The sequence below is a fragment of the Phaeobacter inhibens DSM 16374 genome, from assembly GCF_000473105.1.
Lineage (GTDB): Bacteria > Pseudomonadota > Alphaproteobacteria > Rhodobacterales > Rhodobacteraceae > Phaeobacter > Phaeobacter inhibens.
Window position 1 is genome coordinate 2,957,009 of the sequence record NZ_KI421498.1, and the last position, 25,611, is coordinate 2,982,619.

Consider the following 25,611-nt stretch of genomic DNA (forward strand, 5'->3'; position numbering starts at 1 on the left):
CGCCTGCCCGGTGCCTGAAGGTTAAAAGGAGGGGTGAGAGCTCCGAATTGAAGCCCAGGTAAACGGCGGCCGTAACTATAACGGTCCTAAGGTAGCGAAATTCCTTGTCGGGTAAGTTCCGACCTGCACGAATGGCGTAACGACTTCCCCGCTGTCTCCAACATCGACTCAGCGAAATTGAATTGCCTGTCAAGATGCAGGCTTCCCGCGGTTAGACGGAAAGACCCCGTGCACCTTTACTACAGCTTCGCACTGGTATCAGGATTGTGACGTGCAGGATAGGTGGTAGGCATCGAAGCGTGAACGCTAGTTCACGTGGAGCCTCCCTTGAGATACCACCCTTCGCACTCTTGATATCTAACCGCGGTCCGTTATCCGGATCCGGGACCCTGCGTGGCGGGTAGTTTGACTGGGGCGGTCGCCTCCTAAAGCGTAACGGAGGCGCGCGAAGGTTGGCTCAGAGCGGTCGGAAATCGCTCGTTGAGTGCAATGGCAGAAGCCAGCCTGACTGCGAGACTGACAAGTCGAGCAGAGACGAAAGTCGGCCATAGTGATCCGGTGGTCCCAAGTGGGAGGGCCATCGCTCAACGGATAAAAGGTACGCCGGGGATAACAGGCTGATACTGCCCAAGAGTCCATATCGACGGCAGTGTTTGGCACCTCGATGTCGGCTCATCTCATCCTGGGGCTGGAGCAGGTCCCAAGGGTACGGCTGTTCGCCGTTTAAAGAGGTACGTGAGCTGGGTTTAGAACGTCGTGAGACAGTTCGGTCCCTATCTGCCGTGGGTGTAGGATACTTGAGAGGAGTTGCCCCTAGTACGAGAGGACCGGGGTGAACGATCCACTGGTGGACCAGTTGTTATGCCAATAGCAGTGCTGGGTAGCTATGATCGGACAGGATAACCGCTGAAGGCATCTAAGCGGGAAGCCCCCCTCAAAACAAGGTATCCCTGAGGGCCGAGGTAGACCACCTCGTCAATAGGCCGGAGATGTAAGTGCAGCAATGCATTCAGTTGACCGGTACTAATCGCCCGATAGGCTTGATCTGTTCCAGTAACAGTCAGTGACACAATGAACCAAAAGCAAAACAAACTTGGACTTCATCGCGATTGTATCTCTGCGATCTCTCATAAAGATCGTGAATATGGATTTTCCTCGGTTTGGTGGTCATAGCGCAAGTGAAACACCCGGTCCCATCCCGAACCCGGAAGTTAAGCACTGTTGCGCCGATGGTACTGCGTCTTAAGGCGTGGGAGAGTAGGTCACCGCCAAACCTAGTAAAATCCATAAAACTAAACGATAACAACAAAAAATACCTTCAGATATACCCCTCTGAAGGGACAAATGCTCAATCACAACATCAGTGATAAAGCACATAAAGGCTCAAATAGCGAAACGCGCCAGAGCCTAAATAAAAATGTCGCGGGATGGAGCAGCCCGGTAGCTCGTCAGGCTCATAACCTGAAGGTCGTAGGTTCAAATCCTACTCCCGCAACCAAATATATACCAAGCAATAACGCAACAGCGCCCCAAGGGGCGCTTCTCGCGTTTGTAGCCAGAGATGCCCCGAAACACTATGGTCTTGTCACGCTTTCGTGCCGCTCCAAGTGCTCGTTTAAGCCACCTTCCGTTCGAAAGCGACCGGGCTTATCCAGCCCAGTGCTGAGTGACGGCGTCGTGGATTGTAGAACCCGTTGATGTATTCGAAGATTGCCATCTCAGCCTTCCGCCGTGTCTCCCAAGGATGCCGCCAGATCAGCTCCGCCTTGATCGTCTTAAAGAAGGTTTCGACGGCAGCATTGTCGTAACAATTACCCTTGCCGCTCATGGACACCTTAAAGCCGTGCTGGCGCAGGATCTTCTGATAATCATGAGAACAATATTGCGATCCGCGATCGGTGTGGTGGATGCAGTCCTTGGGCGGTTGCCGGAACGCGATGGCCATGTTCAACGCTCGGATTGCCAAGTCGCGTTTCATGCGGTTGCTAACGGCCCAACCGATTACCCGCCTGGAATGTAGGTCCAGGATAACAGCCAAATACAACCAGCCTTCGCGCGTCCAGACATAGCTGATGTCACCCGCCCATTTCTGGTTTTGTTTATCAGCGTTGAAGTCACGATCCAGCAGGTTGGGTGCTATATTGAGCTTATGATCGCTGTCAGTGGTCACCTTGTGTTTGCGGGTCCGAACAACAGATATGCCGTTCTGACGCATCAATCTGCCCACACGGCGATGGCCAACATCCAAGCCGATCTCCTTCAGCTCTTCGGTCATACGCGGCCTGCCATAACTGCCTAAACTGAGACGCGACTGTTCTTTGATATGCGCCAGCGTGACCAGGTCAGATCGCTGTCTGCGGCTGGCTGGCCGACTGCGGAACGCACGCAAACCGCGCAGGCTGACATCCATAACCTGACACAGGCGCGCTGCCGGAAACGCATCCCGGTGTTCTTCGATGAACCTAAACCTCATGGCTTTTGGCTCGCGAAGAACTGCGTTGCTTTTTTTAGGATGTCCCGCTCCTCCTTGAGAATGCGGTTCTCACGCCTAAGCCGGTCATTCTCTTGAGCAAGGCTCAAATCTTCTTTCGACACCACGTCTGTATCTCTGTGCGCGGTGATCCATTTGTTCAGCGTCGACATACCGACGCCAAGATCATCCGCCACCTGCTTACGCGTTAGCCCGCTGGTTAACGCAATCCGCACCGCATCTTGGCGAAATTCGTCCGTCCGTTTTAGTCCCATAGTTCATCTCCTTTGGTGCAGTAAATGCTATCAAAGGAGCGGCATCAAACCGCGACAGGTCCAGGTTGACCTGCAAGGATATGAAGATCGCTTTCCGCGAGAGTTGTCAGGCGGCATGCAGCAAAGGGTGGGCCTGGCCCGTGCTCTGGCTTCTGACCCTGATGTTCTGCTGATGGATGAGCCGTTTTCGGCCTTGGACCCACTCATTCGTAGACAGTTGCAGGATCAGTTCATGGCGCTATCGGCTGAGTTGGGAAAAACCACAGTGTTTATTACCCATGATCTGGATGAAGCGATCCGTATCGGCACACGGATCGCCATTATGAAAGACGGGCGTATCGTACAGATCGGCACACCGGAAGAAATCGTAACTGAGCCTGCTGACGACTACGTTAGAGACTTTGTTGAAGGGATTTCAAAGCTCAAGTTGGTTTTTGCCCATTCAATCATGGTGCCGCTGGCAGAGTATCAAGCAAAAGACTGGGAAGATCTGGCAGTCAGCCGGCGTGCTGCACACTCGACGGATTTGGACACATTGATTGATATCTCGACCGCCACCGAGCAGCCAATTGTCATCACATCCGATGATGGAATGGATGTTGGCGTCATTGACAAGCCAACTCTTCTCAAAGGTATCCAAGGGGGCAAGGCATGACCGATACAGGATTGGAAAGTGGTCCCAATGCCAACAGCACAACGGTCGCCGATTTTGTCGAGCGGAACACCGATTACTACAGTGCGGCCTTTAAAAAAATTCAAGATACGACTGGCTTTGCATGGTCATGGAATACAATGGCGTCGGTGTTCGGGCCGCTTTGGGGGGCAGCGCGCGGGGTTTGGGGATTTTTCTGGATCTTTCTTGTCTTGGAGCTGTTTGCGCTGGTTCAGATAGGGCGCGGGCTCTGGGGGGAACTTGGTGCCGACCAACTCGCCAAACTGGAGCGTGCTTTAGGGAATATCGCAAAACGTGAGGCCCAGGCCGCTGAGTTGCTTGCTGCTGGAGATGCCGCGGGGGCTGATGCGAAACTGAAGATCGCAGAAAACCTGAAGAAAGTTGCCGCCCGGGCGCAGGAACAGGCTGATTTGGCCGCAGCGGAGGCAACCACTATTCTATTGATTGGCTTGGCGATCCTGGCCTTGGTGAAGCTGCTCGAAGGGCTTTACGCCAATGTCGCTTATGAGGCGCATTACCTGAAGTGGCGGGCGGATCAGGATAGTCAACAGGTTGGTATCAGAACGTCCAGTACGGTCTTCGGTGCGATAATGATGCTGGCAATCATGCCACTTACTCTATTGCGGTTCACGGTACGGGCACCGGATGAGATCTTGGCCAACCTCACCGGTGGACTTATCGGTGAGACTATTCCGGTAACTGAATTCCCCATCCAGCGCGAGTATTTCTCAGCATTATCTCGGAGAGGTGATGCTGCATTCGATTGGGCTGCGGCGAATTTTTCGAATACGTTTGATGGTATTACAGCGGCCATCCGTTGGTGTCTGGATGGGTTGGAAATCCTGCTGTTACAGACACCATGGCCCGTCGTTATGTTGGTGATTGTTGTCATGGCCTACCGTCTGGCAGGTCCACGTATCGCGATCTTTACAGCAGCGTCATTGGCCTATCTTGCGTTTATGGGCCTGTGGGAATTGTCGATGATCACGGTTGCGCTGATTGGAGCTGGGGCGATGTTGTGCATCCTCATAGGGGTGCCATTTGGTATTTGGTTCGGCAAATCAAAGCGCGCTTACGCCGTTGCCGAGCCGGTTTTAGATTTTATGCAGACAATGCCGGCATTCGTTTATCTGATCCCGATCATTGCGTTTTTTGGCACTGGCAAGCCGCCAGGTGTAATGGCTACGCTGATCTTCGCTATGCCTCCGGTGATCCGGTTGACGGCACTAGGCATGCGCGGCGTACCCGACGCGACGAAGGAAGCCGCAATCGCTTTCGGATGTTCCCGTCGTCAGTTGCTGTTCAACGTTGAGTTGCCGCTTGCACTTCCGTCCATCATGACCGGGATTAATCAGACCATTTTGATGTCTCTGTCGATGGTGGTGATCGCGTCGCTTATCGGTGCTGATGGTTTGGGGGCACTTATCCTTGAGTCGCTGCAGTACGCGGCGAAGGGACAGGGCCTTCTGGGCGGGTTAGCGATCTTGCTCTGTGCGATGGTGATCGATCGGATTGCGCAGGGCAGTTACCGTAGAAAAATCGGTAAAAGCTGACACCGGAACCATTTTTGAAATTGCATGACAGTCGTTGCGAAAGGAGACCTGATGTCGGATCCGCATCTGAATGCGATGATGGAAAACCTCTATTGGTGGGGTATTCCGACCTTATTCCGTTGCCCAAACCTGCCAGTGGATGGTCAGGATATTGCGCTGGTTGGCGTCCCTCACTCGGCAGGCAACGGAACTACGGAGCGTGATCAGCATCTCGGCCCGCGTGCCCTTCGCAACGTGTCATCGGTGCAGCGGCGCATGCACAGTGGCTTTCAGCTGGATCCCTGGAATGCTGCCAAGATTGTTGACTTGGGCGATGTACCATTTCCGAAGGCCAACGATAACGAAGACTGTATTGAGCAGATCACCAATTTCTATCAGCAGATCGACAAGGCAGGTGCGCGGCCTGTCTCTGTTGGCGGGGATCATTCGATCACCGGAGGGATCGTTCAGGCGCTTGGGTGCGGGTCGATCACAAAAGGTGAGCCGATTTGCTTTCTGCATCTTGATGCCCATACCGATGTCTTCACCAAAGTGGACCACTTTCTGGGAGCGAAGAAGTCTGCAGCGCATTGGGGTGCTTATCTGGCGGATCAGGGCAAGGTTGATCCAGCCCATTCCATGCAGATCGGTATAAGAGGCCACGCCCGGACGCTCGACTGGCTGCAGCCATCCTACGAATACGGCTACAATGTTGTGACGATGAAAGATTACAGAAGGCGAGGTCTGGCTGACGTCGTGGCGCAGGTTACCGAGGTACTGGCTGGTCGTCCCGTTTATATCACATTCGATTTGGACTGTCTGGATCCGACGATTGCACCGGGGGTATCCAATATCGAGGCTGGTGAAAAGGGTTTCGACATTGATGACGCCGTGGGTTTGCTGCATGCGGTGCGCGGCATGAATATTGTCGGCGGGGATGTCGTCTGCATGATGCCAACCAAAGATAGTCCCAATCAGATAACAGCGCTGACTGCGGGCGCCATCATGTTCGAAATCATCTCGATGATAGCTGAAAATCATTTATCCCAAAGAGAGGCTTAGATTTCATGGCGTCCTTGCCTACAGACTTCTTTCATCCAGTATCCGGGATGGAAATGCCCCGGTTTGCCGGTTTGCCAACCTTTATGCGGCTACCACATGTAACAGTGTCTGATCCGATCATTGATCAGGTGCAGCTGGGCTTGGTTGGCGTGCCTTGGGATGCCGGAACAACCAATCGTCCGGGTCCGCGCCATGGTCCGCGACAGCTGCGCGACCTTTCGACCATGATCCGGGCCGGGAACCCGGTGACAGGCATCAATCCTTTTTCGATGATCAATTGCGCAGACCTTGGCGATGTCGCGCCCAACCCGGTTGATCTCATCGACTGTATGGAGCGGATCAGCGCTTTCTATGCGGATCTGAAATCTCGCGACATCTTTGCGTTGACTGTCGGCGGGGATCACCTCGTTTCATTACCTGTCTTACGAGGACTGGCCAGCGGCGCGCCAGTGGGGCTCATTCAGTTTGATAGTCATACTGATCTCTTTGACAGCTATTTTGGTGGAAACAAATATACTCACGGCACTCCTTTTCGTCGTGCAATCGAAGAAGGATTGGTCGATCCGAAGCGGATGGTGCAGATCGGCATTCGGGGCACCGCTTACAACACCGAAGATGTCGAATGGGGGCAGGCACAGGGCGTGAGAATTATTCGAATTGAGGAGTTTTTTGATCGCGGTGTCTCGGACGTCATGCGTGAAGTACGAGAGATTGTCGGTGATCAGCCAACCTACTGTACATACGATATCGATTTTGTTGATCCGGCTTTCGCGCCTGGCACGGGAACACCTGAGGTTGGGGGGCCGAACAGTTTTCAGGCCCTGCAGGTGGTACGTGAACTTGCAGGCGTCCAGCTTGTGGGAGCCGATCTGGTTGAGGTGTCCCCTCCGTTTGACACAAACGGAAACACCGCGTGGCTTGGGGCGTCGATCCTATTCGAGATGCTCTGTGTCAGTGCCGGTGCGATTTCGCGACGATGAGCTGCTACGATAGAGTTGTTTCTAATGAAAATCCCGACTGGGGAAGAGCCGCTTGGCCTGATCTCTCGGATGCATCGCACGGGCAGGATATCTGGTCCGTTTAGGCGTGTCGTCGGCGCGGGGACCCTCGGATTGGATCGCACCGTCCAGCGGGTGGCCTAGCTCCGATAATCTGGCAGATTCATCCTCGATATGTTGAGCGATAACATGGACGATGGTGCCCTCTCGCTGAAGGTAACCCGTCACGCATAACAGGCGTCCACCCATGACAATGCGTCGAAAACGCTCGTAAATTTTTTTCCAGACCACGACATTGCAAACGCCTGTTTCGTCTTCAAGGGTCAGAAATATCACGCCAGAAGCAGTTCCGGGTCGTTGCCTGGTAATGACAAGACCGCCTACCGAGACACGTTGCAGGGGAGCCTTTATCAGTTGGTCGTTGCAGGTCAGACCTGGAAGGGTTGGGCGTAGCAGCTCCATCGGATGTGCCCGTAAACTCAGGCGCATGGACACATAATCTTCGACGACTTCTTCCCCTAGGTGCATTCTTGGTAGCATGACATTCGGTTCGTTAATGGCCTCGCCGTCCAACTGATCGTTGAACAGGGGTAACGGCGCTGGTGTCGTGATGGACTTCACTTGCCAAAGTGCGTCCCGCCGCGAGATGCCCATCGACGAAAAGGCGTCGGCTTCTGCCAAACGTTCCAGTGCTGCAGGTGCCAGGCCTGCACGTAGCCAGAGATGTTCGGGGTCGATATAGCCATTCCCGCGCGCTGCAATGATCCAGCCTGCGTCATCTTCCTTGAAACCTTTGATCTGGCGAAATCCGAGACGTAGAGCCAAGGTACCATCCGGGCGGCGCTCGAGTGAGTTGTCCCATTGGGACTGGTTTACACAGATTGGGCGCACCTCGATGCCATGATCGCGCACATCACGGACAATCTGTGCCGGTGCATAGAATCCCATGGGCTGAGAGTTGAGCAGAGCACAGGCAAAAATGGCCGGATGATGACATTTCAACCAAGCTGAGACATAGGCCAGCATGGCGAAGGCTGCCGCATGGCTTTCCGGAAAACCGTAATCGGCAAACCCCTCGATTTGACCAAAACATCGTTCTGCGATTTCTCTGCTGTATTTGTTTTTGAGCATGCCTGCGATGAATTTGTCGCGATATTTGCTGATCGTTCCCATACGTCGAAACGAGGCGAGAGATCTGCGCAGGTGGTCGGCCTCTTCCGCGGAAAACCCCGCGCCAACAACCGCAATTTGCAAGGCTTGCTCTTGAAACAGGGGCACCCCCTTGGTGCGTCTGGTAACCTGTTCCAGTTGAGGCCCGAAGGGATCTGGTTTTTCCAAACCGTTCCGCCTTCGGATATAGGGCCTGACCATATCACCCTGAATGGGGCCGGGGCGGACGATGGCGACCTCAATAACCAGATCGTAGAATTCGCGCGGACGCATCCGGGGCAAAAAGTTCATCTGTGCCCGGCTTTCAACCTGAAATACCCCCACCGCATCCGCCGCACAGAGCATGTCATATGTTGCTTCATCTTTCTGTGGGATGGTCGCGATGCTGTGAGTGATGTTCTCATGCTGCTGCATCAAGGCAAATGCCTTGCGAATACAGGTGAGCATGCCCAATGCGAGGATATCCACCTTGAGAATGCGCAGGGCATCAATATCGTCTTTGTCCCAACAGATGACGGTGCGATTTTCCATTGCGGCATTCTCAATCGGGGCCAGTTCATCCAGTCGTCCGCTGGTTATGACAAAACCACCCACGTGCTGGGAAAGATGGCGCGGGAAGCCGATGATTTCGCCGATCAGGCGAATTGTCTGCATCAGGCGGCGGTCTTCAAGATTGAGCCCCAATTCTCGGATACGCTCCAGATCGACACTGCCATTGCTCATGCCCCAAATCTGTCCCGACAGACCTGCCGTTACATCTTGGCTAAGCCCCATAACCTTCCCCACTTCGCGAATAGCAGCTCGCGTGCGAAAGTGAATAACTGTCGCGCAGAGGCCCGCACGATGGCGGCCATATTTCTGATAAATCCACTGGATGACCTCTTCGCGCCGCTCATGCTCAAAATCCACATCAATGTCTGGTGGTTCTCCCCGGTGTTTTGAGACAAAGCGCTCAAAAACCATGGCAATCATATCGGGGCTGACGTCTGTAATACCTAAGAGATAGCAAAGAATGGAATTGGCCGCAGATCCGCGCCCTTGACAAAGTATGCCTTTGGATCTTGCGAATTGTACGATGTCATGAACGGTCAAAAAATAGGCCGGAAATTCAAGATCTTTGACTGCTGACAGTTCCTTTTCCATCAGCTTTATTGCTCGATCCGGTGGGCCATCCGGGTAGCGCCTTTTTAATCCTTCTCGTGCGAGGCGCTCCAAACGGTCCTGTGGTGTTTCCCCTTCGGTTTCCTCATGAGGGTATTCATAGGACAGCTCGCTCAGATCAAAATTACATCTATTGGCAATCTCCGCAGTGCGGCGTAGCGCTCCAGGATGATCGCGAAAAATACGCAGCATATCTGCACCGCTTTTCAGGCGACGCTCCGCATTGGGCAAAGCCCGAGTCCCGATATCGTCAATGTTGATATTTTCACGCATGCAGGTCAGCACATCTGCGAGCTGCCTGCGGTTGGCCCGGTGCATCAAGACATCGCCGACTGCAACCATTGGAGCACATGTTGTCTGTGCCAATTTTGCACAAGCCACCAGATAAGCCTGATCGCTGCCGTCATAGCGAGGAGCCGCACCTAGGAATACATGGTTCGGAAATTGTCTTCCTATCTTCTGAATATCCGAAACAACGTTGCTCAACGTCTCTTTGGGTAAGGCAATCAAAATCATACCTTTGCAGGCGCCAATCATGTCCTCAGCATAAAGAACACATTGACCTTTTTCGGCGCGCCGTTTTCCTAAGGTCAGCAGACGTGCCAGTCTTTTGTAGGCGGAACGATCACAGGGTAGGGCGATCCAATCCACAGCACAGTTCTGTAATATCAGCCGGCACCCAACGATGAGCTTTGGGAAGACGGGTGTCGTGGGTTTGGGAAGAGCGGATGTATGCCCGATCTCTTGCCGGGACGACGAGTCGACTTGGTGCTGTGATCGGATCTTCAGTGCATCCTGAGGATCGCGCTTCAGTTCTTTTAACGCACTCCAGGCACGAACAACCCCCGCAAGTGAGTTGTGGTCTGTGATCGCAAGTGCCGAGAGGCCCAACTCTGCCGCCCGTACAATAAGTTCTTCGGGGTGAGAGGCTCCGGTTAAAAAGGTAAAATTCGTGGTGACACAAAGCTCCGCATAATCCGGCGCATTAATGCGTTGGGCCAGCATATCGCGCTGGAATGCTTCGACAGGACGGTGAATTCTATTCACTTCAATCATGCGAATTCTCCCTGAACGAACCAGCCAGGGTTCTGAGGTGTATAAAATAGCCAGAGACGTCTCCCCTGCGTCGTCTCCACTCGCCAATAATCGCGCATGCCGGATCGCCAGTTGTCGTCTTCCAGCCACCATTCCGGAGTGATGCGTTCAGGGCCGATCGTGTGGCCTGTGGTCAATGAAACCCGGCGCCAACGGAAATGGTTTGGGGGGTAGGGGCCACTGCCCGGAATCGGTTCAGGTGGAAACAGGCAGAGCGGGCGTGGGGTCTTACAAGTCCAACCACTGGCTGTCGCTGAATAGGCCGCAGGTGCAACGATGAAGCTACGCTCCGGAATATGGCTGTCAGCGGGTAGAAAGCGCTGAATGTTTTCAAGTCCGATCCGTGTTCCGATCCGCGTGATCAGATCCTCTAACCGGTCGTCGCCGTCAGTTGCGACATGAGACATTTGTTGTGTCGGCAACGCTTCCGTCTGGGTTGCTTCGAGGCGGAGTTGCTCAATGCCAAAGCCCGCATCAATTTCAGCTAACTCCTTTTCGAACAGGGGGAGAATCCTCTGGGGATCACGCAAGGCGCGGGCCAGACGTAATTCCACCTCTTGCTGATCCAGATCTACGCGCCGCAGTGTAATGACAAAGACGCGCGCACCCATTTCATGGGTTTTCAATTTGGCACAGAGCTGTGTCAGCAACCTTTCCGTACCAGCCATGACATCACTGATCAGGCCGATTGGCTCTGGTAATGTCATACGGACCCCGTAGTGAGGCGGAGCTGTCAATGGAGTGATTTCTTCAGCTTGGTGACCCAAAGCCTGATCAAGCCTCATCAACACATTGGCTCCAAAACGGCGGGCTAGTGGGGCACGAGGCGTTGTCGCGAGATCTCCAATCTTACGCAGGCCCAATCTGATGAGTGCGGTCGTTGTTTTTTCATCAAGACGAAGGGCTGCAACAGGCAGGTGCTGAAGAGCGGGTAACATGTCTCCGGTCGCAGCCTGTCCCTCGCCGTAATGCGCCAGGGCCCAAGCCGCCCCGCGCGTATCAGCCAGGCCAATTTGCGCCGATAGGCCGACCCGCATCAAACCGTTGCGTATAGCATTCAACATACCGGTCTCCCCTCCGAAAAGGTGGGAAGAACCACTGATATCAAGCACCAAACCATCCCGACCCTCTAGGCCCACCCACGGGCAATAGCGGGTGGCCCAGCGGCGCAGGATCAGCAAAAACTGTTGGTCCCGGTAAATGTCCGCTGCCGCTGTTTGAAGGTCCGGACAAAAGGCACGTGCGTCTGAGTGTGCCATGCCCTGATGCAAACCTTGTCGCGTGGCTTCTGCATTGAGGCAATAGAGGCGATTTGTATTGCTGTGTTTGATCGTAAGCGCAAAAGGACCGGACAGTGGGTACTGCCGAAGAAACCGGTCACTCGCGAACCGGTGAAACCATATCGATACGACGCGACGCGCGATTCCATCGAACATGCCAAGATCCATTTGTTCCTGATTTGTTCTTAATAAGTCTCCAGTGAAAATGAGTCGAGTCTTGTGCCTGAAATATCGGATCGCAGCGCCAGCGTGTTTCGGCAGCATTGCTTCCCATGCCTTCGGGAATAAGGCAAAGCCCAGTGGTGTTTCCGGCCTTCGCCGCAAGCTGGAGCCGCCGCCCGGCCGTCAGGCTGAGTGGTTTGCTGATGTCGATCACGACCAGAGCGACAGCACGTTCCTGCAGTGCGTCTTCTGCGCTGGCGAGTCCGTCGGTCTGATGCTTTACGTTTACGACCAACAGCTGAGAGGGGTCCGTAAACTCCCCCAAACCCAGCGGATTAATATGTTCCAGGCGATGGCGCTCACGTATCCACAATGACGGACCGTGAACCTGTGTCATCAAAACAGCAAGAAATCCAAAGCTGCCCGGACCGCACACCTCATGAACGCGACCGCGCTTAAGAGGGAAATAGGGGAGATCCAAAGAGGTCATAATCTATGTATATCGCGTTACGTGGCCATGCAAAAGTCAGGGCCCCCATAGGAGCTCACGCCCGAACCAATATGCAGGACAAAGACCAAAACCGTTTTACGGAGTCTCGGTCATTCAAGGAGGAATAGCTTTTTCTTCCAGAATGGGGTCAAACCCCTAATTAGAGACTGTCCAGCACCTTCTCCGCGCTTATGAGATACTCCTGTTGTTTGTCCGCGGACATTCGGTCCCAGGTTCGATAGGGTTGCATCAGGCGCGGATTCTTTGACAGCTTCTCACGGTTGCGGATCAGGAAATCCCAGTAAAGGGGGTTGAATGGGCAGGCCTTTGGGCCGGTTTTCTGTTTCACATCGTAGGCACAATTCCTGCAGTAGTTCGACATCTTGTTTATGTAGTTGCCACTGGCGGCATAGGGTTTGGAGCCTAGAAGGCCACCATCGGCAAATTGGCTCATACCGATGACATTTGGGGCTTCGACCCATTCATAGGCATCGGCATAGACGGCCAGATACCATTCATGAACTTGATGCGGGTTGATCCCTGCCAACATTGCGAAATTTCCGGTGACCATTAGACGCTGAATATGATGGGCATAGGCTTCGTCCCGGGTCTGAGTGATGGCGGCGGCCATGCAGGCCATGCCGGTCTCTCCGCTCCAATAAAAGTCCGGCAGATCCCGCCTTGCGCCGAGGGCATTTTCGCGGGTGTATCCAGGCATCTTTAGCCAGTAGATTCCGCGCATGTACTCGCGCCAGCCGATAATCTGTCGAATGAAGCCTTCAACCGCGTTGAGTGGTGCATGGCCCTCATAATAGGCGCGTTCGGCGCTGCGGCAGACCTCAAGCGGATTGAGCAGGCCGATATTGATGTATTGAGATAATAGGGAGTGATAGAGAAACGGCTCTCCGTCCAGCATCGCATCCTGATAATCACCAAACAGCGGTAGCGCCACGTCGATAAAATGATCAAGTGCCTTGAGAGCTGCTGCCCGGGTGACCGCGAACCAAAACGGAGTCAGTCGCCCGAAATTTCTGGGAAACCTCTGCTCCACCAATTCCAATACGTCTTGCGTGATACGATCCGGATCGCAGCGCATTGGCTTGGGCATGAACATGTCGTTCTGCGCCGGTTTGCGGTTCTCTGTGTCATAGTTCCACTTACCGCCCTCAGGGGAATCACCTTGCATCAACAGGCCGGTTTTGCGCCGCATGTCGCGATAGAAATATTCCATGCGCAGCTGCTTGCGCCCCTCCGCCCAACTGCGAAACATGTCGTGGCTGGCCAGAAATCGGCTATCATCCAACATGGTCAGCCTGGCCGGTCCAGACCATCTGTTCAGTGCCTCTTTGAGGCGATATTCTCCGGGTTCGGTCACAAGCACTTCGGTCACGGTGAACTGCTCCAAAGCCCGGTCCAATTCTCCTGTAAGGCTGCCGGAATTGTCTGGATCATCCAGATGGACGTACTTCAGATCCCAGCCCGCAGCGGTAAGCTCATCCGCAAAGTGCCGCATGGCAGACAAAACAAAAGCGAGCTTTTTCTTGTGATGAGGGACATAGCTTGCCTCCTCTGCGACCTCGGCCATCAACAGACGGTCTTTTTGAGGATCACCGACCTGGAGTGAAGGGAGATCATGTGACAGCTGATCACCCAAGATCAGAATGATCCGGCCTGGTTCACGGCTGTCTTGAGGTGTCGTTTGGTTGCTCATGTCCGGTACTCCGCTGATCTGCCAGCAGATAGCGTAGCCGGAGGTGCTGACAACGCCTGAGGGGCTGAGACACGGTGATGTAAGGCTCATACCCTGTGTTAGAGTCTAATATTCTGAAACTGCGAAACCTCGCGGTATTCCTCCGCCTCAAGAGGCTTGGCTATAGCGCACGCCCTCCGGTTTGTGAGCGTCAAACGCACTTGCAATAATCCGGGTCAGGGCGCGGCCTTCGGCTTCGATGACTAGGGCCTCATCCGTCAACGTGACCAGATCGCCATAGGTCGTCATAACAGCCTTCAGATCTGCGGTCAGCTGTTGGGTCTGTGACCCGAACCGGTGCTGCAGTTCTGTACGGTCCAGACGGAAATCGCACATCAGCATCTCAATGGCACGGGCGCGCATCTTGTCGATCAGAGTGAGCTGATGACCGCGTGTCCCGGCCAGATCACCCGCTTCGATTCTTTGAATGTATGCGGCCGTAGCCGCTGCGTTTTGCACATAGCCCCCGTCGAAGCGCGAGATTGAGGAGGCACCAACACCGATCAGCGTCGGGCAGTGGTCATCTGTGTAACCTTGAAAGTTTCGCCGCAGATGCCCGCTATTGCGGGCCAAGTTCAATCCATCCTGCGGGCGCGCAAAATGGTCGATGCCGATATTCGCAAATCCGGCAGATTGGAATTTTTGGGCGGCCAGCTCTGCCAGATAATACCGGGTCTCGTCACCAGGCAGGGTGGTATCATCAATCAGCTTCTGCCGTTTGGCCACCCACGGGACATGGGCGTATCCAAAAAGAGCGACCCGATCCGGCGCCAATGTCAGCACCTTGTCCACAGTCTCGGCAATACGCGCGGCATCCTGATGCGGCAGGCCGTAGACAAGATCGGTATTCAGTGAGTGAATGCCTGCCGCACGCAGATCTGCAACGCAGGCAGCAGTCACGTCAAAAGGTTGGATCCGGCCGATGGCGGTCTGCACCTCCGGATCAAAATCCTGAATGCCGATGCTTGCCCGGTTCATACCTTCTTTTGCAAGGGCGGCGATCTTTTCACGATCCACCATTGTGGGATCAATCTCGACCGAGAATTCCCAATCGGTAGTCGGGGGGACCGCAGATTTTATCGATTGGGCCAGCCGGTGGATGAGGGCCGGGGGCAGGATTGTTGGTGTGCCACCCCCCCAGTGCAGACGGCCCATTCGCAGCCCTTCGGGAAGAATTTCTGCGAGCAGGGAGAGCTCTTTTTCAACAGTGCCAATATAGCTTTCGACGGGGCTAAGGGTTTGTGTGCCTTGGGTTCGGCAGGCACAAAACCAGCACAACCGCTCACAAAATGGGATGTGGATATAGACCGAGACAGGCGCTGCAGGGTCCAGTGTCGTCAATTGGGCCTTTTGAAAGGCAGCACCCACCGCCGTGCTAAACACTGGTGCGGTGGGATAAGACGTGTAGCGGGGCACGCGGCTGTCAAAAAGTCCCAGCGCGCGAAGGCGGTCAATCTGTTTCATATCGCCAGATATGACCGATTCCGGGCAGTGTGACTTTGCGCGAAATCAAATGTCAGAAGGGTAAGGGCGAGACGCCGATCACCTGCTCATGCAGGTGTAGCGCGCCGATCCAGAGCAACAGACCTATTGCAGTGCGCAGACAGAGCCCGCGCAGATGTTGTCGCCGCCAGTTCGGATCACCTATTGGCCCGAGGGAAAACAGGGCGGTATGGGCAAAATACGCTGCCGCCCCCGGACCTAGGGCAGTTGTTGCTTTAGCATCGAAGAGTAGGACCGCAGCGCTTGCAAGAAACAACGACCCGCCAAAAACAATGGCATGAGCCAGATCGCCATTGGCCAAAAGATGTGACAGCGACCAAAGCAGCAGAGCCAACAGGAGCGGGTGGCGGCTAAGCGCGGCTCGGCCAAGGTCACCCTGTATCGGATCGGCGGTACGCTTTCCTCCCAGTGTGTAGGGGGTATCCACCCCCATGCCCCAGACTGCCAGTACAAAGGCCACGGGCATTGCCAGCATAGGCGCCCAGCGGGCCCAATCGAGAGGTGGCCAAAGTTCAACATAGGGCGCCTGCGCCGCCGCGACGATCACCCAGCCAAACAATACCAACGACAATAGCCCGTAGGCCGAGAAATAAATCTTGCGCCCGAGGGATGCGATCATCCGCCCGCGCAGATCGGCGAGCCGCGGCAAAAAGTGACTGACGGTGAAAACCGTCATAGCGAGGGCGAAGCCCGTCCAACCGGTTGCCATCTATGATCTCCTCGCCCGGCGAAAACGGTGTGACTGCGCGCGGATCATTCTGTCTGCTTCTGTGGCGGATCCAAAGTGTGAACTGCGTCAGGATGCGCCATCGCGAAGGCCGGGTTCCCAGCGCAGGTAGTCTCTATCGTCACGAGACGTGGGAGATCATCGAAATTCACCCCCCACCGGCGTGCGTTGTAGAGCTGCGGTATAAGGCAAAGATCTGCAAGCCCCGGATGATCGCCAGTGCAATAGGGCGCAACGGGATGTTCCTCCAGCAGTGTGTTAAAGGCAACAAGCCCCGGACGAATGAAATGTCGCATCCAGTCGGCGGGCATATCGACAGGTTGCGCGGCTGGGGAGGCAGCAGATCCCGTGCAAAGATCACTGGCATGGCGGGCAACTTTCAGATTGCAGACCGGATGCAGGTCGACGGCGATGGCGTGAGCCAAGGCTTGAGCCGTGGCGCGCTCTGCCGGGATGCGAGGCAGTAAATCCAGATGCCGGGTCTGGTCCAGATAGTCTAGAATAGCCAGTGACTGCGTCAGCCGTAGTCCGTCGATCTCCAGCACGGGCACCAGGCCTTGGGGGTTGCGGGCCAGATGATCGGGGCTGATCTGCTCTCCCTTCACCAAATCGACCGTTACGGCCCGATAGGAGATACCCGCCAGGTTCAGCGCAATGCGGACCCGGTAGCTGGCCGATGATCGCCAATAGTCGTATAATATGACGTCAGACATTCCGGTTCCCCTACATCGCGATAGTCATAGACAACAGTACAGCCCGTAGGCCTAAACGTTGTTCAGCTCCTTGGCATGGAGCCAGTCGGCGTGTTTTGGGGCCTTCTTGGTCTTTGACCAGTCCTCCAGCATATCCCATTTTACGGCGTTCAGGCGCTGAAGAAGAGCCTCCTCTTCGGGGTCCGGGCAGGCCAGTTCAACCCGGTGACCGTTCGGATCGAAGAAATAGATTGAGTGAAAGATGGAGTGGTCGGTCACACCCAGAACCTCAACCCCGTTGGCTTCCAGATGCTCTTTGAACTCAATCAGTGTGTTGCGGTCTTTCACCTTGAAGGCGATGTGCTGCACCCAGATGGGGGTGTTGCGGTCGCGATCCATTTCCGGTTTGGTCGGCAGCTCAAAGAAGGCCAGCACGTTGCCGTTACCCGCATCCATAAAAATATGCATGTAGGGGTCCGGCTCATGGGTAGAGGGGACATGGTCCTCGGCAATCGCCAGGACGAAATCCATGTTCAGCATCTTATTGTACCATTCAACCGTCTGCTTGGCGTCCTTGCAGCGATAGGCGACATGGTGGATTTGCTCGATTTTCATGTGTCAGTCTCCCCTTGCGGTAGCGCAGCAGCTGCCAGCGCTTGTGTCAGGATTGCGCGCGTTCCAATATGGTTCGCCAGCACCAGTACCAGACGCGCGTTCAACGCATCGCTTTGGCTCTTGGTCAGCCCCTCATGGGCCGCGAGCAGATCCGCATAGAAGTCATCGGCCCTTTCGATGTTGGGGGCCAAAATCAGATGTTCAGGATCGGTGCTAAGAGCGTTCATGCCGAGGTCTCCTTGCCAATCGCGCGGCGCAGGGCTGCACGAAATTGGTTTTCGTCAAATGCCGGGCGCCGCGCCGCTACGTGCTGATCGGGACGGATCAGATAGACGGCACTAGTTTCATCGCCGAGGTAACGCTCGCGCAGGGTTCTGGTCTTGTCATCTTTGGTCGACAAGTTGAGCCGCGTCACCGTGATGCCTGCCTCTTCAAAGCTATCGGGGGCCTCTGCGTCGATGGTCAGCAGGGTAAACCGGTCTGCCAGTTGGGGCAGCAGATATCCGTCCGGGGTAGGCGCATCGGGGCAGGGGCTACCCGGCCTGGTCCGCTGCGGCCCACGCAAGGCATCCGCCGAATTCAGCGCCGACCCCTCATAGGTGCAGGGGAGGGATAGGCGCCCAGAATTCACCAGCGGGCGGGCAAAGGCGTGATGTTCGGACAGATCCAGAACCGCGTCCCGCAGAACCCGGCTCATTTCCGACTTAGGTGTGATGAAATCGGTGGAACGGGATGAGTTCAGGATGTTTTCATCTGCGCCATGGACGCGTTCGCGGTCATAACTGTCCAGCAGGCTCTCCGGCGCCTTTCCCTCTAGCGCCAGTTTCAGTTTCCAGCACAGGTTATCTGTGTCCTGCAAACCGGAGTTGGCCCCCCGGGCGCCGAATGGTGACACCTGATGTGCGGCATCGCCTGCAAAGAGCACGCGACCGTGGCGGAATTTTTCCATCCGGCGGCACTGGAAGGTGTAGATTGAGACCCACTCCAGCTCGAATTTCACATCCTCGCCCAGCATTTCCTTCAGCCTTGGGATCACGTTCTCCGGGCGCTTCTCTCGTTCCTTGTCGATGTCCCAGCCAAGCTGCAGGTCGATCCGCCAGACACCGTCAGGCTGTTTGTGCAGGAGTGCCGATTGCCCCTTGTTGAAAGGCGGGTCAAACCAGAACCAACGCTCGGTCGGGAAGTCTGCGTCCATGATCACATCCGCGATCAGGAAGTTGTCCTCAAACACCCGACCCACGAAATCGAGCCCCAGCATCTGCCGGGTTGGGGAGCCCGCGCCATCGCAGGCAATCAGCCAATCAGCCTCAAGATTGTAAGACCCTTCTGGTGTGTCGATCTCCAGCGTGACGTGATCCTCATGGGTGCCGATTGCAGAGACCTTGTTACGCCCACGAATCTCAATTGGGGCCCCTGCTGCCTGAAGTGCGTTAGCCCGCTGAACCAGATATTCCTCAAAGTAATATTGCTGCAGGTTGATAAAGGCGGGCTGCGCATGGCCGCTCTCCGGCAGCAGGTTGAATTCATAGACCTTGCGGTCATCAAAAAACACTTTGCCCAGGTTCCACTGCACGCCTTTGTCCACGAGCGGGTCGCAGAAGCCGAGGCGGTCAGCGATTTCAAGACTGCGTTTGGAAAAACAGATGGCCCGGCTGCCGAAGCTGACCTTGTCATTCTCGTCAAGCACCACGACCCCAATCCCCTGTTGGGCGAGATCAATTGCAGCGGCCAGCCCCACAGGTCCGGCACCGATCACGATGACAGGGTGGCGTACCGGGGCGCCTGTGTCCTGATCTTCGCTGCGCTGATAGGGGTACATGGGAACTTCAAAGATCTTGTTCATCTGGTTTCCTCCCGAAAATACATGCCGTAGGGCAAAGCTCTCCCATGTACCGGCAGGGGCTGCCGGTATCGGATAAGAGCCTGTCATAAATTGCCCCGGCACGACACGATCTGGATCAAATCACCCCAGATGGGTCTCTGCCGGGTCTTGGATCTTAGCCCTGCAGTGCGTCCCACATTTCCAGATCGCGTTGGGCGGTCCAGATGCGTGGGGTATCGACGCCGCGGGCCTCATCATAGGCGCGCGCCACGTTGAAGGGCAGACAATGCTCATAGATCGCGTAGTCCGCAAACTTCGGATCACATTCGGCGCGCACCGCGTCCCAGGCCTCTTTCAGGGTTCCGTTGCGGGCCGCAACCTTGGCGGCAGGGCGGTAAGTGCTTTCGACGAAATCGCGGGTGTTCTCAATGGCAGCATTGACCATCTCTTTGCCCACCAGCGCATCGCCGCGACCTGGCGCGATGGCGTCGACGTCATAGGCCTTGATATTATCCAGCGTCCGGCCCCAGTCGCCGAAATGCCCGTCGCCGCAATAGCAGGCGGAGTGGTATTCAACGATGTCGCCGGTGAACATCACGTTCTGATCTGGCACATGGATCACCGCGTCACCTGCGGTATGGGCGCGGCCCAGATGTTTGATATCAACGCGGCGGTTGCCGAGGTAGACAGTCATGGAATCGCTGAAGGTTGTGGTCGGCCAGGTCAGACCGGGGATGCTCTCATGGCCTTCGAAGAGGCGTGGGAAGCGCTGGAACTCGCTGTCCCAGTCTTCCCGCCCACGTTCGACGACCATCGACCGCGCCTTATCCGACATGATGATGTTCTGCGCGCCAAAGGCAGATGCGCCCAGCACGCGGACAGCATGATAATGCGTCAGCACCACATGGGTGATCGGCTTGTCGGTCACGGACCGGACGCATTCGATCACCTTATTCGCCAGCCGCGGGGTGGCCTGGGCCTCAACGATCATCACAGAGTCATCGCCGATGATGACGCCGGAGTTCGGGTCGCCCTCGGCGGTGAAGGCATACAGGCCCTCGCCGATCTCATCAAAGGTGATCTTCTTTTCGGTCATGTCCCCTTGGGACGCAAAAGCTTTTGCCATGGTGGTCTTCCTTATCTTGCGTAGGGGTCTTCAAGGGCGGCCAGAACAGTGCCGGTGCAATCGCCAAAGCCGATGGTATAGCCATCGCCCTTTGCCGCGCCTTTCAGGGTCAGCGTATCGCCATCAGCGATGAAAGAACGCTCCTCGCCGGTGTCCAGCGTCAGCGGCTCCTTGCCGCCCCAGCTGAGTTCCAGAAGTGAGCCACGACTGTCCTTGGTTGACCCGGAAATGGTGCCCGAACCCAAAAGGTCGCCTGCGTTCATCGGGCAGCCGGAGGTGGCGTGATGTGCCAGCTGCTGCGCTGCGGAGTAGTACATTTCCTTGTAGTTGGTTCGCACAATCGTTGTGGCGTTCTTGCCTTCCGGAGCCATAGTGACTTCCAGGTCAATGTCATAGAGCATCGGGCCGCAGTCCTTCAGGTGGTCCAGCAGTTCCACCTCGCGCTCGGGCGTGTCGCAGCGGAACGGCTCTAGCGCCGCTTTGGTCACAATCCAGGGGCTGATCGTGTTGGCCGTCGCCTTGGCCTGGAACGGCCCTAGCGGTTGATATTCCCAGGCTTGAATATCGCGTGCAGACCAGTCGTTCAGCAGCACGTAACCAAAGATATGATCGTCTGCTTCCTGAACGGTGATCGGCCCCTCGGAAGGGGTGCCGACGATGGCGCCCATTTCCAGCTCGATATCGAAGCGCGCGCAGGGCGCCCACCGTGGCTTGTCGTCATTCGGGCCTTTCAGCTGGCCCCAGGGGCGGCGTACATCGGTGCCGGACACCACCACAGAGGAGGCGCGACCATTGTAGCCGATCGGGATATGGAGCCAGTTCGGAGGCAGGGCATTTTCCGGGCCGCGGAACATGGTGCCAACATTGAAGGCGTGGTTCTTGCCGGCGTAGAAGTCGGTGTATTCGCTCACCGCAAACGGCATGTGCAGTTCGGCAGCGGAGGCGGCAACCAGCAGCGGTTCCACTTTCTCCTGTTCGGCGGCTCCTTCGGACAGCAATGCGGTCAGACGGTCGCGCAGTGCAGCCCAGACGGCGGGGCCTTCCTCCATCAGGTCGTTCCAATAGGGCACGTCGAACAGCGGCACATCGCCCAGCTGGATCAGCCCGGTCTCCTCGGCGGCCTGCATGTCCAGGATCATGTCGCCGATCGCAACACCACAGCGCGGATCATCACTGTCGACAGAGAACACACCATACGGCAGGTTGTTCAGGGGGAAGGGGTGGGCCGTACTATTGGCAGAAGAGACCCAGGATTTCATCAAAGGCATGCGTGATCCTTTTGTTTGAGAGCCGCTGCTCTCGTCATTTTTCCCGAAATACTCCGGGGGTGAATGCGGCCTTTGGGCCGCAGAGGGGGCAGCGCCCCCCCTATTTATTTTTTGCCCGGGGTGCCGTCGAATTTCTTTTCGATGTCGGCCCAGCAATCGATGTAGTCATCCTGCAGCGGTGCCTCATTGGCGGCAAATGGGGTCAGATGCTGCGGGAAACGGGTCTCGAACATAAAGGACATTGTGTTGTCCAACTTCTCCGGACCCAAATCTGCGTTGGATGCGCCCTCAAAGGCGTTTCTATCCGGGCCGTGCGGCAGCATCATATTGTGCAGGCTGACGCCGCCGGGAACAAAGCCCTGAGGCTTGGCGTCATACTGGCCATAGATATTGCCCATCAGTTCCGACATGATGTTCTTGTGATACCACGGTGGGCGGAAGGTATCTTCCGCCACCATCCAACGTTCCCGGAACAGAACAAAATCGATATTTGCGGTGCCGGGCTGGCCAGACGGCGCCGTCAGCACGGTAAAGATTGACGGATCCGGATGGTCAAACAGGATGGCTCCAACCGGGCAATAGGTCCGCAGGTCATATTTCACCGGCGTGTAGTTGCCGTGCCAGGCCACGACATCCAGCGGTGAGTGACCGATTTTGGTCTCGTGAAACTGGCCACACCACTTGATTGTGACGGTAGAAGGCGTCTCACGATCCTCAAATGCCGCCACCGGGGCCTTGAAATCCCGGGGATTTGCCATGCAGTTGGCCCCGATCGGACCACGGCCGGGCAATTCAAACTTCTGCCCGTAATTTTCGCAGACAAAGCCACGACAGGGGCCGTCCAGTACTTCGACCCGGTAGACCAGCCCGCGTGGGATGATGGCAATTTCCTGAGGTTCAATATCGATGATGCCCAGCTCGGTTGCAAACCGCAGGCGCCCTTCCTGTGGGACCACCAGCAATTCGGAATCAGCGGAATAAAAGTAGCTGTCCACCATGGAGTCGGTAACCAGATAGATATGGCTCGCCATGCCGACCTGGGTGTTGACGTCTCCTGCCGTGGTCATGGTGCGCATACCCGTGAGCCAGGTCAGTCCCTCTGTGCCGTGCGGCACGGGATCCCAGCGGTACTGACCGAGGCTGATCACATCCGGGTCCACGTTCGGGGCGGACTTCCAATAGGGCAGATCAATCTTAGTGTAGCGGTGCGAGTGTTTCACCGACGGGCGAATGCGATAGCACCAGGTGCGTTCGTTCTGATGGCTTGGAGCGGTAAAGGCCGTACCACTCAGCTGTTCGCCATAAAGGCCGTAGTTGCATTTCTGGGGGCTGTTCATGCCCTGCGGTAGGGCACCGGGCAACGCTTCTGTTTCAAAGTCATTGCCAAATCCGGGCATATAACCCGTGTGAGGCCCTGCAGGAGATGGGGCCTGGATCATTTCATGGGCATCGACTTCGTGATTCATGATGCGCTCCTTTTTGGTGTGCTCTGTTTCGGTAATAGTTGATTTTGTAACTAACAAGGGATAGCTCTACCCCATGGATGAAAAAGATGACTTCGCGCTGCAGGATTTCTTGCCGTATCTGCTCAACCGGGCTGCGGAGGAATCCTCGCTTGAGTTTCAAAAGCACTACAAGAACCGCTATGGAATGCTGCGCAATGAATGGCGGGTGCTGTTTCATTTGGGCAATTACGGTCGCATGACAGCAACTGAGATCGGCCAGCGTGCCAAGATACATAAGACGAAGATCAGCCGGGCGGTTGCGAAACTTGCAGAACGTCGCTTTGTTCTGCGTCATCGCGATGAGAAAGATCGTCGTGCCGAGCACCTGGAGCTTACGTCGCAAGGTGAGGCCGCGTATCGTGACCTGAGCACGCAGGCTGCGATCTATGACCGTCAACTCGCGGGGCGGCTCAGCGACGGGGAAAGTGCGGCGCTGCGCCACATGTTGCGCAAACTTGCAGGAATTGAGCCATAGACATCGCCGGGCCGAGGCCTCAGATTGGACCGGCAACACAATATGAGGCCGTGCATAATGACGGATGCTGCTTCGCGCGCCACGCCGATAATCGACTGGCTCACTGCTGAAGGGCTACGAGGGGCCAGCCGTCAGGAGATGTTGCAGGGGTTCTGCCAGAGGCTCGCCGATATCGGGGTGCCTCTGCTGCGCTTCCATCTGGCACAGCGCGCCTATCATCCGAAATATGGTGGTATCGGGTTTAGCTGGACGCGGTCCGACGGGCTGTCGCATGAGTTCTATGAACACAGCGATACCCCGCGGGATGAATGGCTTTACAGCACCTTCTACTACATGTTGGAACGCGACGTTCCGGAGTTCCGAAGTAAGCTGACGGGCCATGTTCTGGAGAGATTTCCGGCGTTGGCACAGTTCAAGCAGCGCGGGGCGACGGATTATTTTGCATTGGCAAAGCGGTTCGGCGATTTTGCTGACGCGCCCTTTGACCCTCGGCGCCCGGGCGAGGGTATATTGTCCTCGTGGTCGACCGATCACCCGGAGGGGTTTACAAATGCAGATCTGGCCCTGATCCGCCAGATTTATTCGCATCTGGCATTGGCGTTGCGCGCGGCGTCCGCACAGCAGATGGCCAAAGATCTGTTGCAGGTCTATCTGGGGCGCGATGCCGGGCAGCGGGTTTTGTCGGGAGAAATTCAACGCGGATCCTCCCGCCAGATTGATGCGGTGATCTGTTACTTCGATCTGAAAGGGTTCACCCAGCTGGCAGAACAAATTCCGGGTGCCGAACTGATTGATATGCTCAACGATTACTTCGGTCTGGCTGTTGAGACGATCCAGTCTCATGGTGGGAATATTCTGAAATTCATGGGTGATGGTATATTGTCCATGTTCGATCTTGGCAGCATTGGCGAGGATGCGACTGCTGCCCTGGCAGCCGCCAGCGCGCTACAGGGGAAAATTCGCAATCGAAATACGCAGCGCTCTGCGCAAGGCGTGCCAACTGCGGATTTCACTCTTGCACTGCACGCCGGCGAAATCCTCTACGGAAATATTGGGTCTGAGAACCGGCTGGATTTCACAGTTATAGGGCCAACCGTCAATCTGACGGCCCGAATCTCAGGTATGCACACTTCCGTCGGGCGCAGCATCATCGTGTCTGAACAGGTGCAGAAAGCAGCTCAGCCGACCAGCCACGATCTGGTCTCGTTGGGGCGCTATATGCTGCGCGGTGTCGCGGAGCCGGTGGAGTTGTTCACGATCTACGAGGGTTAATTTCCGTGGCCTGCTGGGGTAGGAATTCTGTGAAAGGTAAAATTTGCCATAATTTTCGCATTTTTCTCCCTTAGTGCTGAGAGCAAGGAAAGGGTGTGGCCAGTGGGATTCGTCAAAAAATCGCAACGCGTCACCCCGGACAGCGACAGAGCAGCAAGGATAAGACGCAATGAAACTGACACTGCGCATGACCCATCTGATAGCCACAGCGGCTGTGTGGCTCGCAACCGGTCCGAGAGCCTTTGCGGCGGGTGAGTGGCCGGATGCTGGTGGCCCCGGGAACGGCAATGGCAATGGGTGGGGCAATGGCTGGGGCAACGGTTGGGGCAACGGCGGAGGTAACGGAAATGGCAATGGCAACGGTGGTGGCCAGACGGTTCCGGAGATCGATGTCAGTGCAGGTCTGCTCGCCGTCGCTGCGGTTGCGGCAGCGCTGTTGTTGACCTGGGAACTGCGCCGTCGCCGATCCGCACAGAACTGACGCTGTC

Annotated in this window: 20 protein-coding genes, 1 tRNA gene, 2 rRNA genes and 1 pseudogene (1 of these 24 running past the window's edge); 10 read left to right on the forward strand and 14 right to left on the reverse strand. The window is 55.9% G+C overall.

Annotated features, from left to right (window positions below; all coding sequences use genetic code 11):
• The 3 genes from INHI_RS0117905 to INHI_RS0117915 all read left to right on the forward strand — a co-directional run.
• Window positions 1–1,048, forward strand: a 23S ribosomal RNA gene (locus tag INHI_RS0117905) (it extends 1,780 nt beyond the left edge of the window).
• 111 nt (window positions 1,049–1,159) lie between these two features.
• A 5S ribosomal RNA gene (gene rrf, locus INHI_RS0117910) occupies window positions 1,160–1,274 on the forward strand.
• A gap of 147 nt (window positions 1,275–1,421) precedes the next feature.
• A tRNA-Met gene (locus INHI_RS0117915) sits at window positions 1,422–1,498 on the forward strand.
• 117 nt (window positions 1,499–1,615) lie between these two features.
• On the opposite strand, the gene INHI_RS0117920 is transcribed toward INHI_RS0117915, so the two are convergent.
• A protein-coding gene (locus tag INHI_RS0117920) for an IS3 family transposase (protein ID WP_155805531.1) occupies window positions 1,616–2,745 on the reverse strand; the annotation gives its coding sequence in 2 pieces (ribosomal slippage) (window positions 1,616–2,511 and window positions 2,511–2,745; 1,131 coding nt in all).
• A 64-nt stretch (window positions 2,746–2,809) separates the two neighbouring features.
• Here INHI_RS0117920 and INHI_RS20610 point away from each other — a divergent pair.
• From INHI_RS20610 to speB, 4 genes and pseudogenes are all read left to right on the forward strand, one after another.
• Window positions 2,810–3,400 (forward strand): annotated as a pseudogene (locus INHI_RS20610) (ATP-binding cassette domain-containing protein); the annotation flags it as partial.
• Entirely contained in the window at window positions 3,397–4,971 is a 1,575-nt protein-coding gene (locus INHI_RS0117935) for an ABC transporter permease (RefSeq protein WP_027248493.1), read from the forward strand. The pseudogene INHI_RS20610 and the gene INHI_RS0117935, both read left to right, overlap by 4 nt.
• 51 nt (window positions 4,972–5,022) lie before the next feature.
• Complete coding sequence (locus INHI_RS0117940; RefSeq protein WP_014876129.1) at window positions 5,023–6,012, forward strand: arginase family protein; 990 nt, start codon at window positions 5,023–5,025, stop codon at window positions 6,010–6,012.
• Between the two features lie 5 nt (window positions 6,013–6,017).
• The gene (speB, locus tag INHI_RS0117945) at window positions 6,018–6,992 is read left to right on the forward strand and encodes an agmatinase (RefSeq protein ID WP_027248494.1); all 975 of its coding nucleotides are present in this window, start codon (window positions 6,018–6,020) and stop codon (window positions 6,990–6,992) included.
• Between the two features lie 21 nt (window positions 6,993–7,013).
• On the opposite strand, the gene INHI_RS0117950 is transcribed toward speB, so the two are convergent.
• From INHI_RS0117950 to hmgA, 13 genes are all read right to left on the reverse strand, one after another.
• Window positions 7,014–10,397 (reverse strand): error-prone DNA polymerase, encoded by a 3,384-nt coding sequence (locus tag INHI_RS0117950; RefSeq protein ID WP_027248495.1) that lies wholly within the window; start codon window positions 10,395–10,397, stop codon window positions 7,014–7,016.
• A complete protein-coding gene (locus INHI_RS0117955; protein WP_027248496.1) occupies window positions 10,394–11,872 on the reverse strand; it encodes a Y-family DNA polymerase in 1,479 nt (492 codons plus the stop codon). The genes INHI_RS0117950 and INHI_RS0117955 overlap by 4 nt, the downstream gene beginning before the upstream one ends.
• The gene (locus tag INHI_RS20975) at window positions 11,814–12,368 is read right to left on the reverse strand and encodes an ImuA family protein (protein ID WP_014878835.1); all 555 of its coding nucleotides are present in this window, start codon (window positions 12,366–12,368) and stop codon (window positions 11,814–11,816) included. Before INHI_RS20975 ends, INHI_RS0117955 begins: the two co-directional genes overlap by 59 nt.
• A 160-nt stretch (window positions 12,369–12,528) precedes the next feature.
• Window positions 12,529–14,079 (reverse strand): cryptochrome/photolyase family protein, encoded by a 1,551-nt coding sequence (locus tag INHI_RS0117965; protein ID WP_027248498.1) that lies wholly within the window; start codon window positions 14,077–14,079, stop codon window positions 12,529–12,531.
• 147 nt (window positions 14,080–14,226) lie between these two features.
• On the reverse strand, window positions 14,227–15,582 hold the full coding sequence (gene hemN / locus INHI_RS0117970) for an oxygen-independent coproporphyrinogen III oxidase (protein ID WP_027248499.1): 1,356 nt from the start codon (window positions 15,580–15,582) through the stop codon (window positions 14,227–14,229).
• 52 nt (window positions 15,583–15,634) lie between these two features.
• Window positions 15,635–16,330 (reverse strand): NnrU family protein, encoded by a 696-nt coding sequence (locus INHI_RS0117975; RefSeq protein ID WP_014878838.1) that lies wholly within the window; start codon window positions 16,328–16,330, stop codon window positions 15,635–15,637.
• A 44-nt stretch (window positions 16,331–16,374) separates the two neighbouring features.
• Window positions 16,375–17,061: a maleylacetoacetate isomerase gene (gene maiA / locus INHI_RS0117980; protein WP_027248500.1), complete on the reverse strand. Its 687-nt coding sequence runs from the start codon at window positions 17,059–17,061 to the stop codon at window positions 16,375–16,377.
• 51 nt (window positions 17,062–17,112) lie between these two features.
• Window positions 17,113–17,655, reverse strand: a complete 543-nt coding sequence (locus tag INHI_RS0117985; protein WP_014878840.1) for a VOC family protein — start codon at window positions 17,653–17,655, stop codon at window positions 17,113–17,115.
• Window positions 17,652–17,882 carry a DUF2783 domain-containing protein gene (locus tag INHI_RS0117990; RefSeq protein WP_014876120.1) on the reverse strand — a complete coding sequence of 77 codons (231 nt, stop codon included), beginning with the start codon at window positions 17,880–17,882 and terminating at the stop codon, window positions 17,652–17,654. Before INHI_RS0117990 ends, INHI_RS0117985 begins: the two co-directional genes overlap by 4 nt.
• Window positions 17,879–19,498: an FAD-dependent oxidoreductase gene (locus tag INHI_RS0117995; RefSeq protein ID WP_027248501.1), complete on the reverse strand. Its 1,620-nt coding sequence runs from the start codon at window positions 19,496–19,498 to the stop codon at window positions 17,879–17,881. Before INHI_RS0117995 ends, INHI_RS0117990 begins: the two co-directional genes overlap by 4 nt.
• Window positions 19,499–19,652: 154 nt before the next feature.
• Window positions 19,653–20,603 carry an MBL fold metallo-hydrolase gene (locus tag INHI_RS0118000; protein WP_027248502.1) on the reverse strand — a complete coding sequence of 317 codons (951 nt, stop codon included), beginning with the start codon at window positions 20,601–20,603 and terminating at the stop codon, window positions 19,653–19,655.
• An 11-nt stretch (window positions 20,604–20,614) separates the two neighbouring features.
• Window positions 20,615–21,871: a fumarylacetoacetase gene (gene fahA / locus INHI_RS0118005; protein ID WP_027248503.1), complete on the reverse strand. Its 1,257-nt coding sequence runs from the start codon at window positions 21,869–21,871 to the stop codon at window positions 20,615–20,617.
• Window positions 21,872–21,975: 104 nt separating this feature from the next.
• On the reverse strand, window positions 21,976–23,337 hold the full coding sequence (gene hmgA / locus INHI_RS0118010) for a homogentisate 1,2-dioxygenase (RefSeq protein ID WP_027248504.1): 1,362 nt from the start codon (window positions 23,335–23,337) through the stop codon (window positions 21,976–21,978).
• Window positions 23,338–23,410: 73 nt separating this feature from the next.
• Here hmgA and INHI_RS0118015 point away from each other — a divergent pair, with 73 nt between their 5' ends.
• The 3 genes from INHI_RS0118015 (at window position 23,411) to INHI_RS0118025 (ending at window position 25,604) form a co-directional block, all read left to right on the forward strand.
• A complete protein-coding gene (locus INHI_RS0118015; RefSeq protein ID WP_014878845.1) occupies window positions 23,411–23,851 on the forward strand; it encodes a MarR family winged helix-turn-helix transcriptional regulator in 441 nt (146 codons plus the stop codon).
• A 57-nt stretch (window positions 23,852–23,908) separates the two neighbouring features.
• Window positions 23,909–25,123, forward strand: coding sequence for an adenylate/guanylate cyclase domain-containing protein (locus INHI_RS0118020; RefSeq protein WP_027248505.1), 1,215 nt, complete (start codon window positions 23,909–23,911; stop codon window positions 25,121–25,123).
• Window positions 25,124–25,292: 169 nt separating this feature from the next.
• Entirely contained in the window at window positions 25,293–25,604 is a 312-nt protein-coding gene (locus tag INHI_RS0118025; protein WP_014878847.1) for a VPEID-CTERM sorting domain-containing protein, read from the forward strand.
• The last annotated feature ends 7 nt before the right edge of the window (window positions 25,605–25,611 follow it).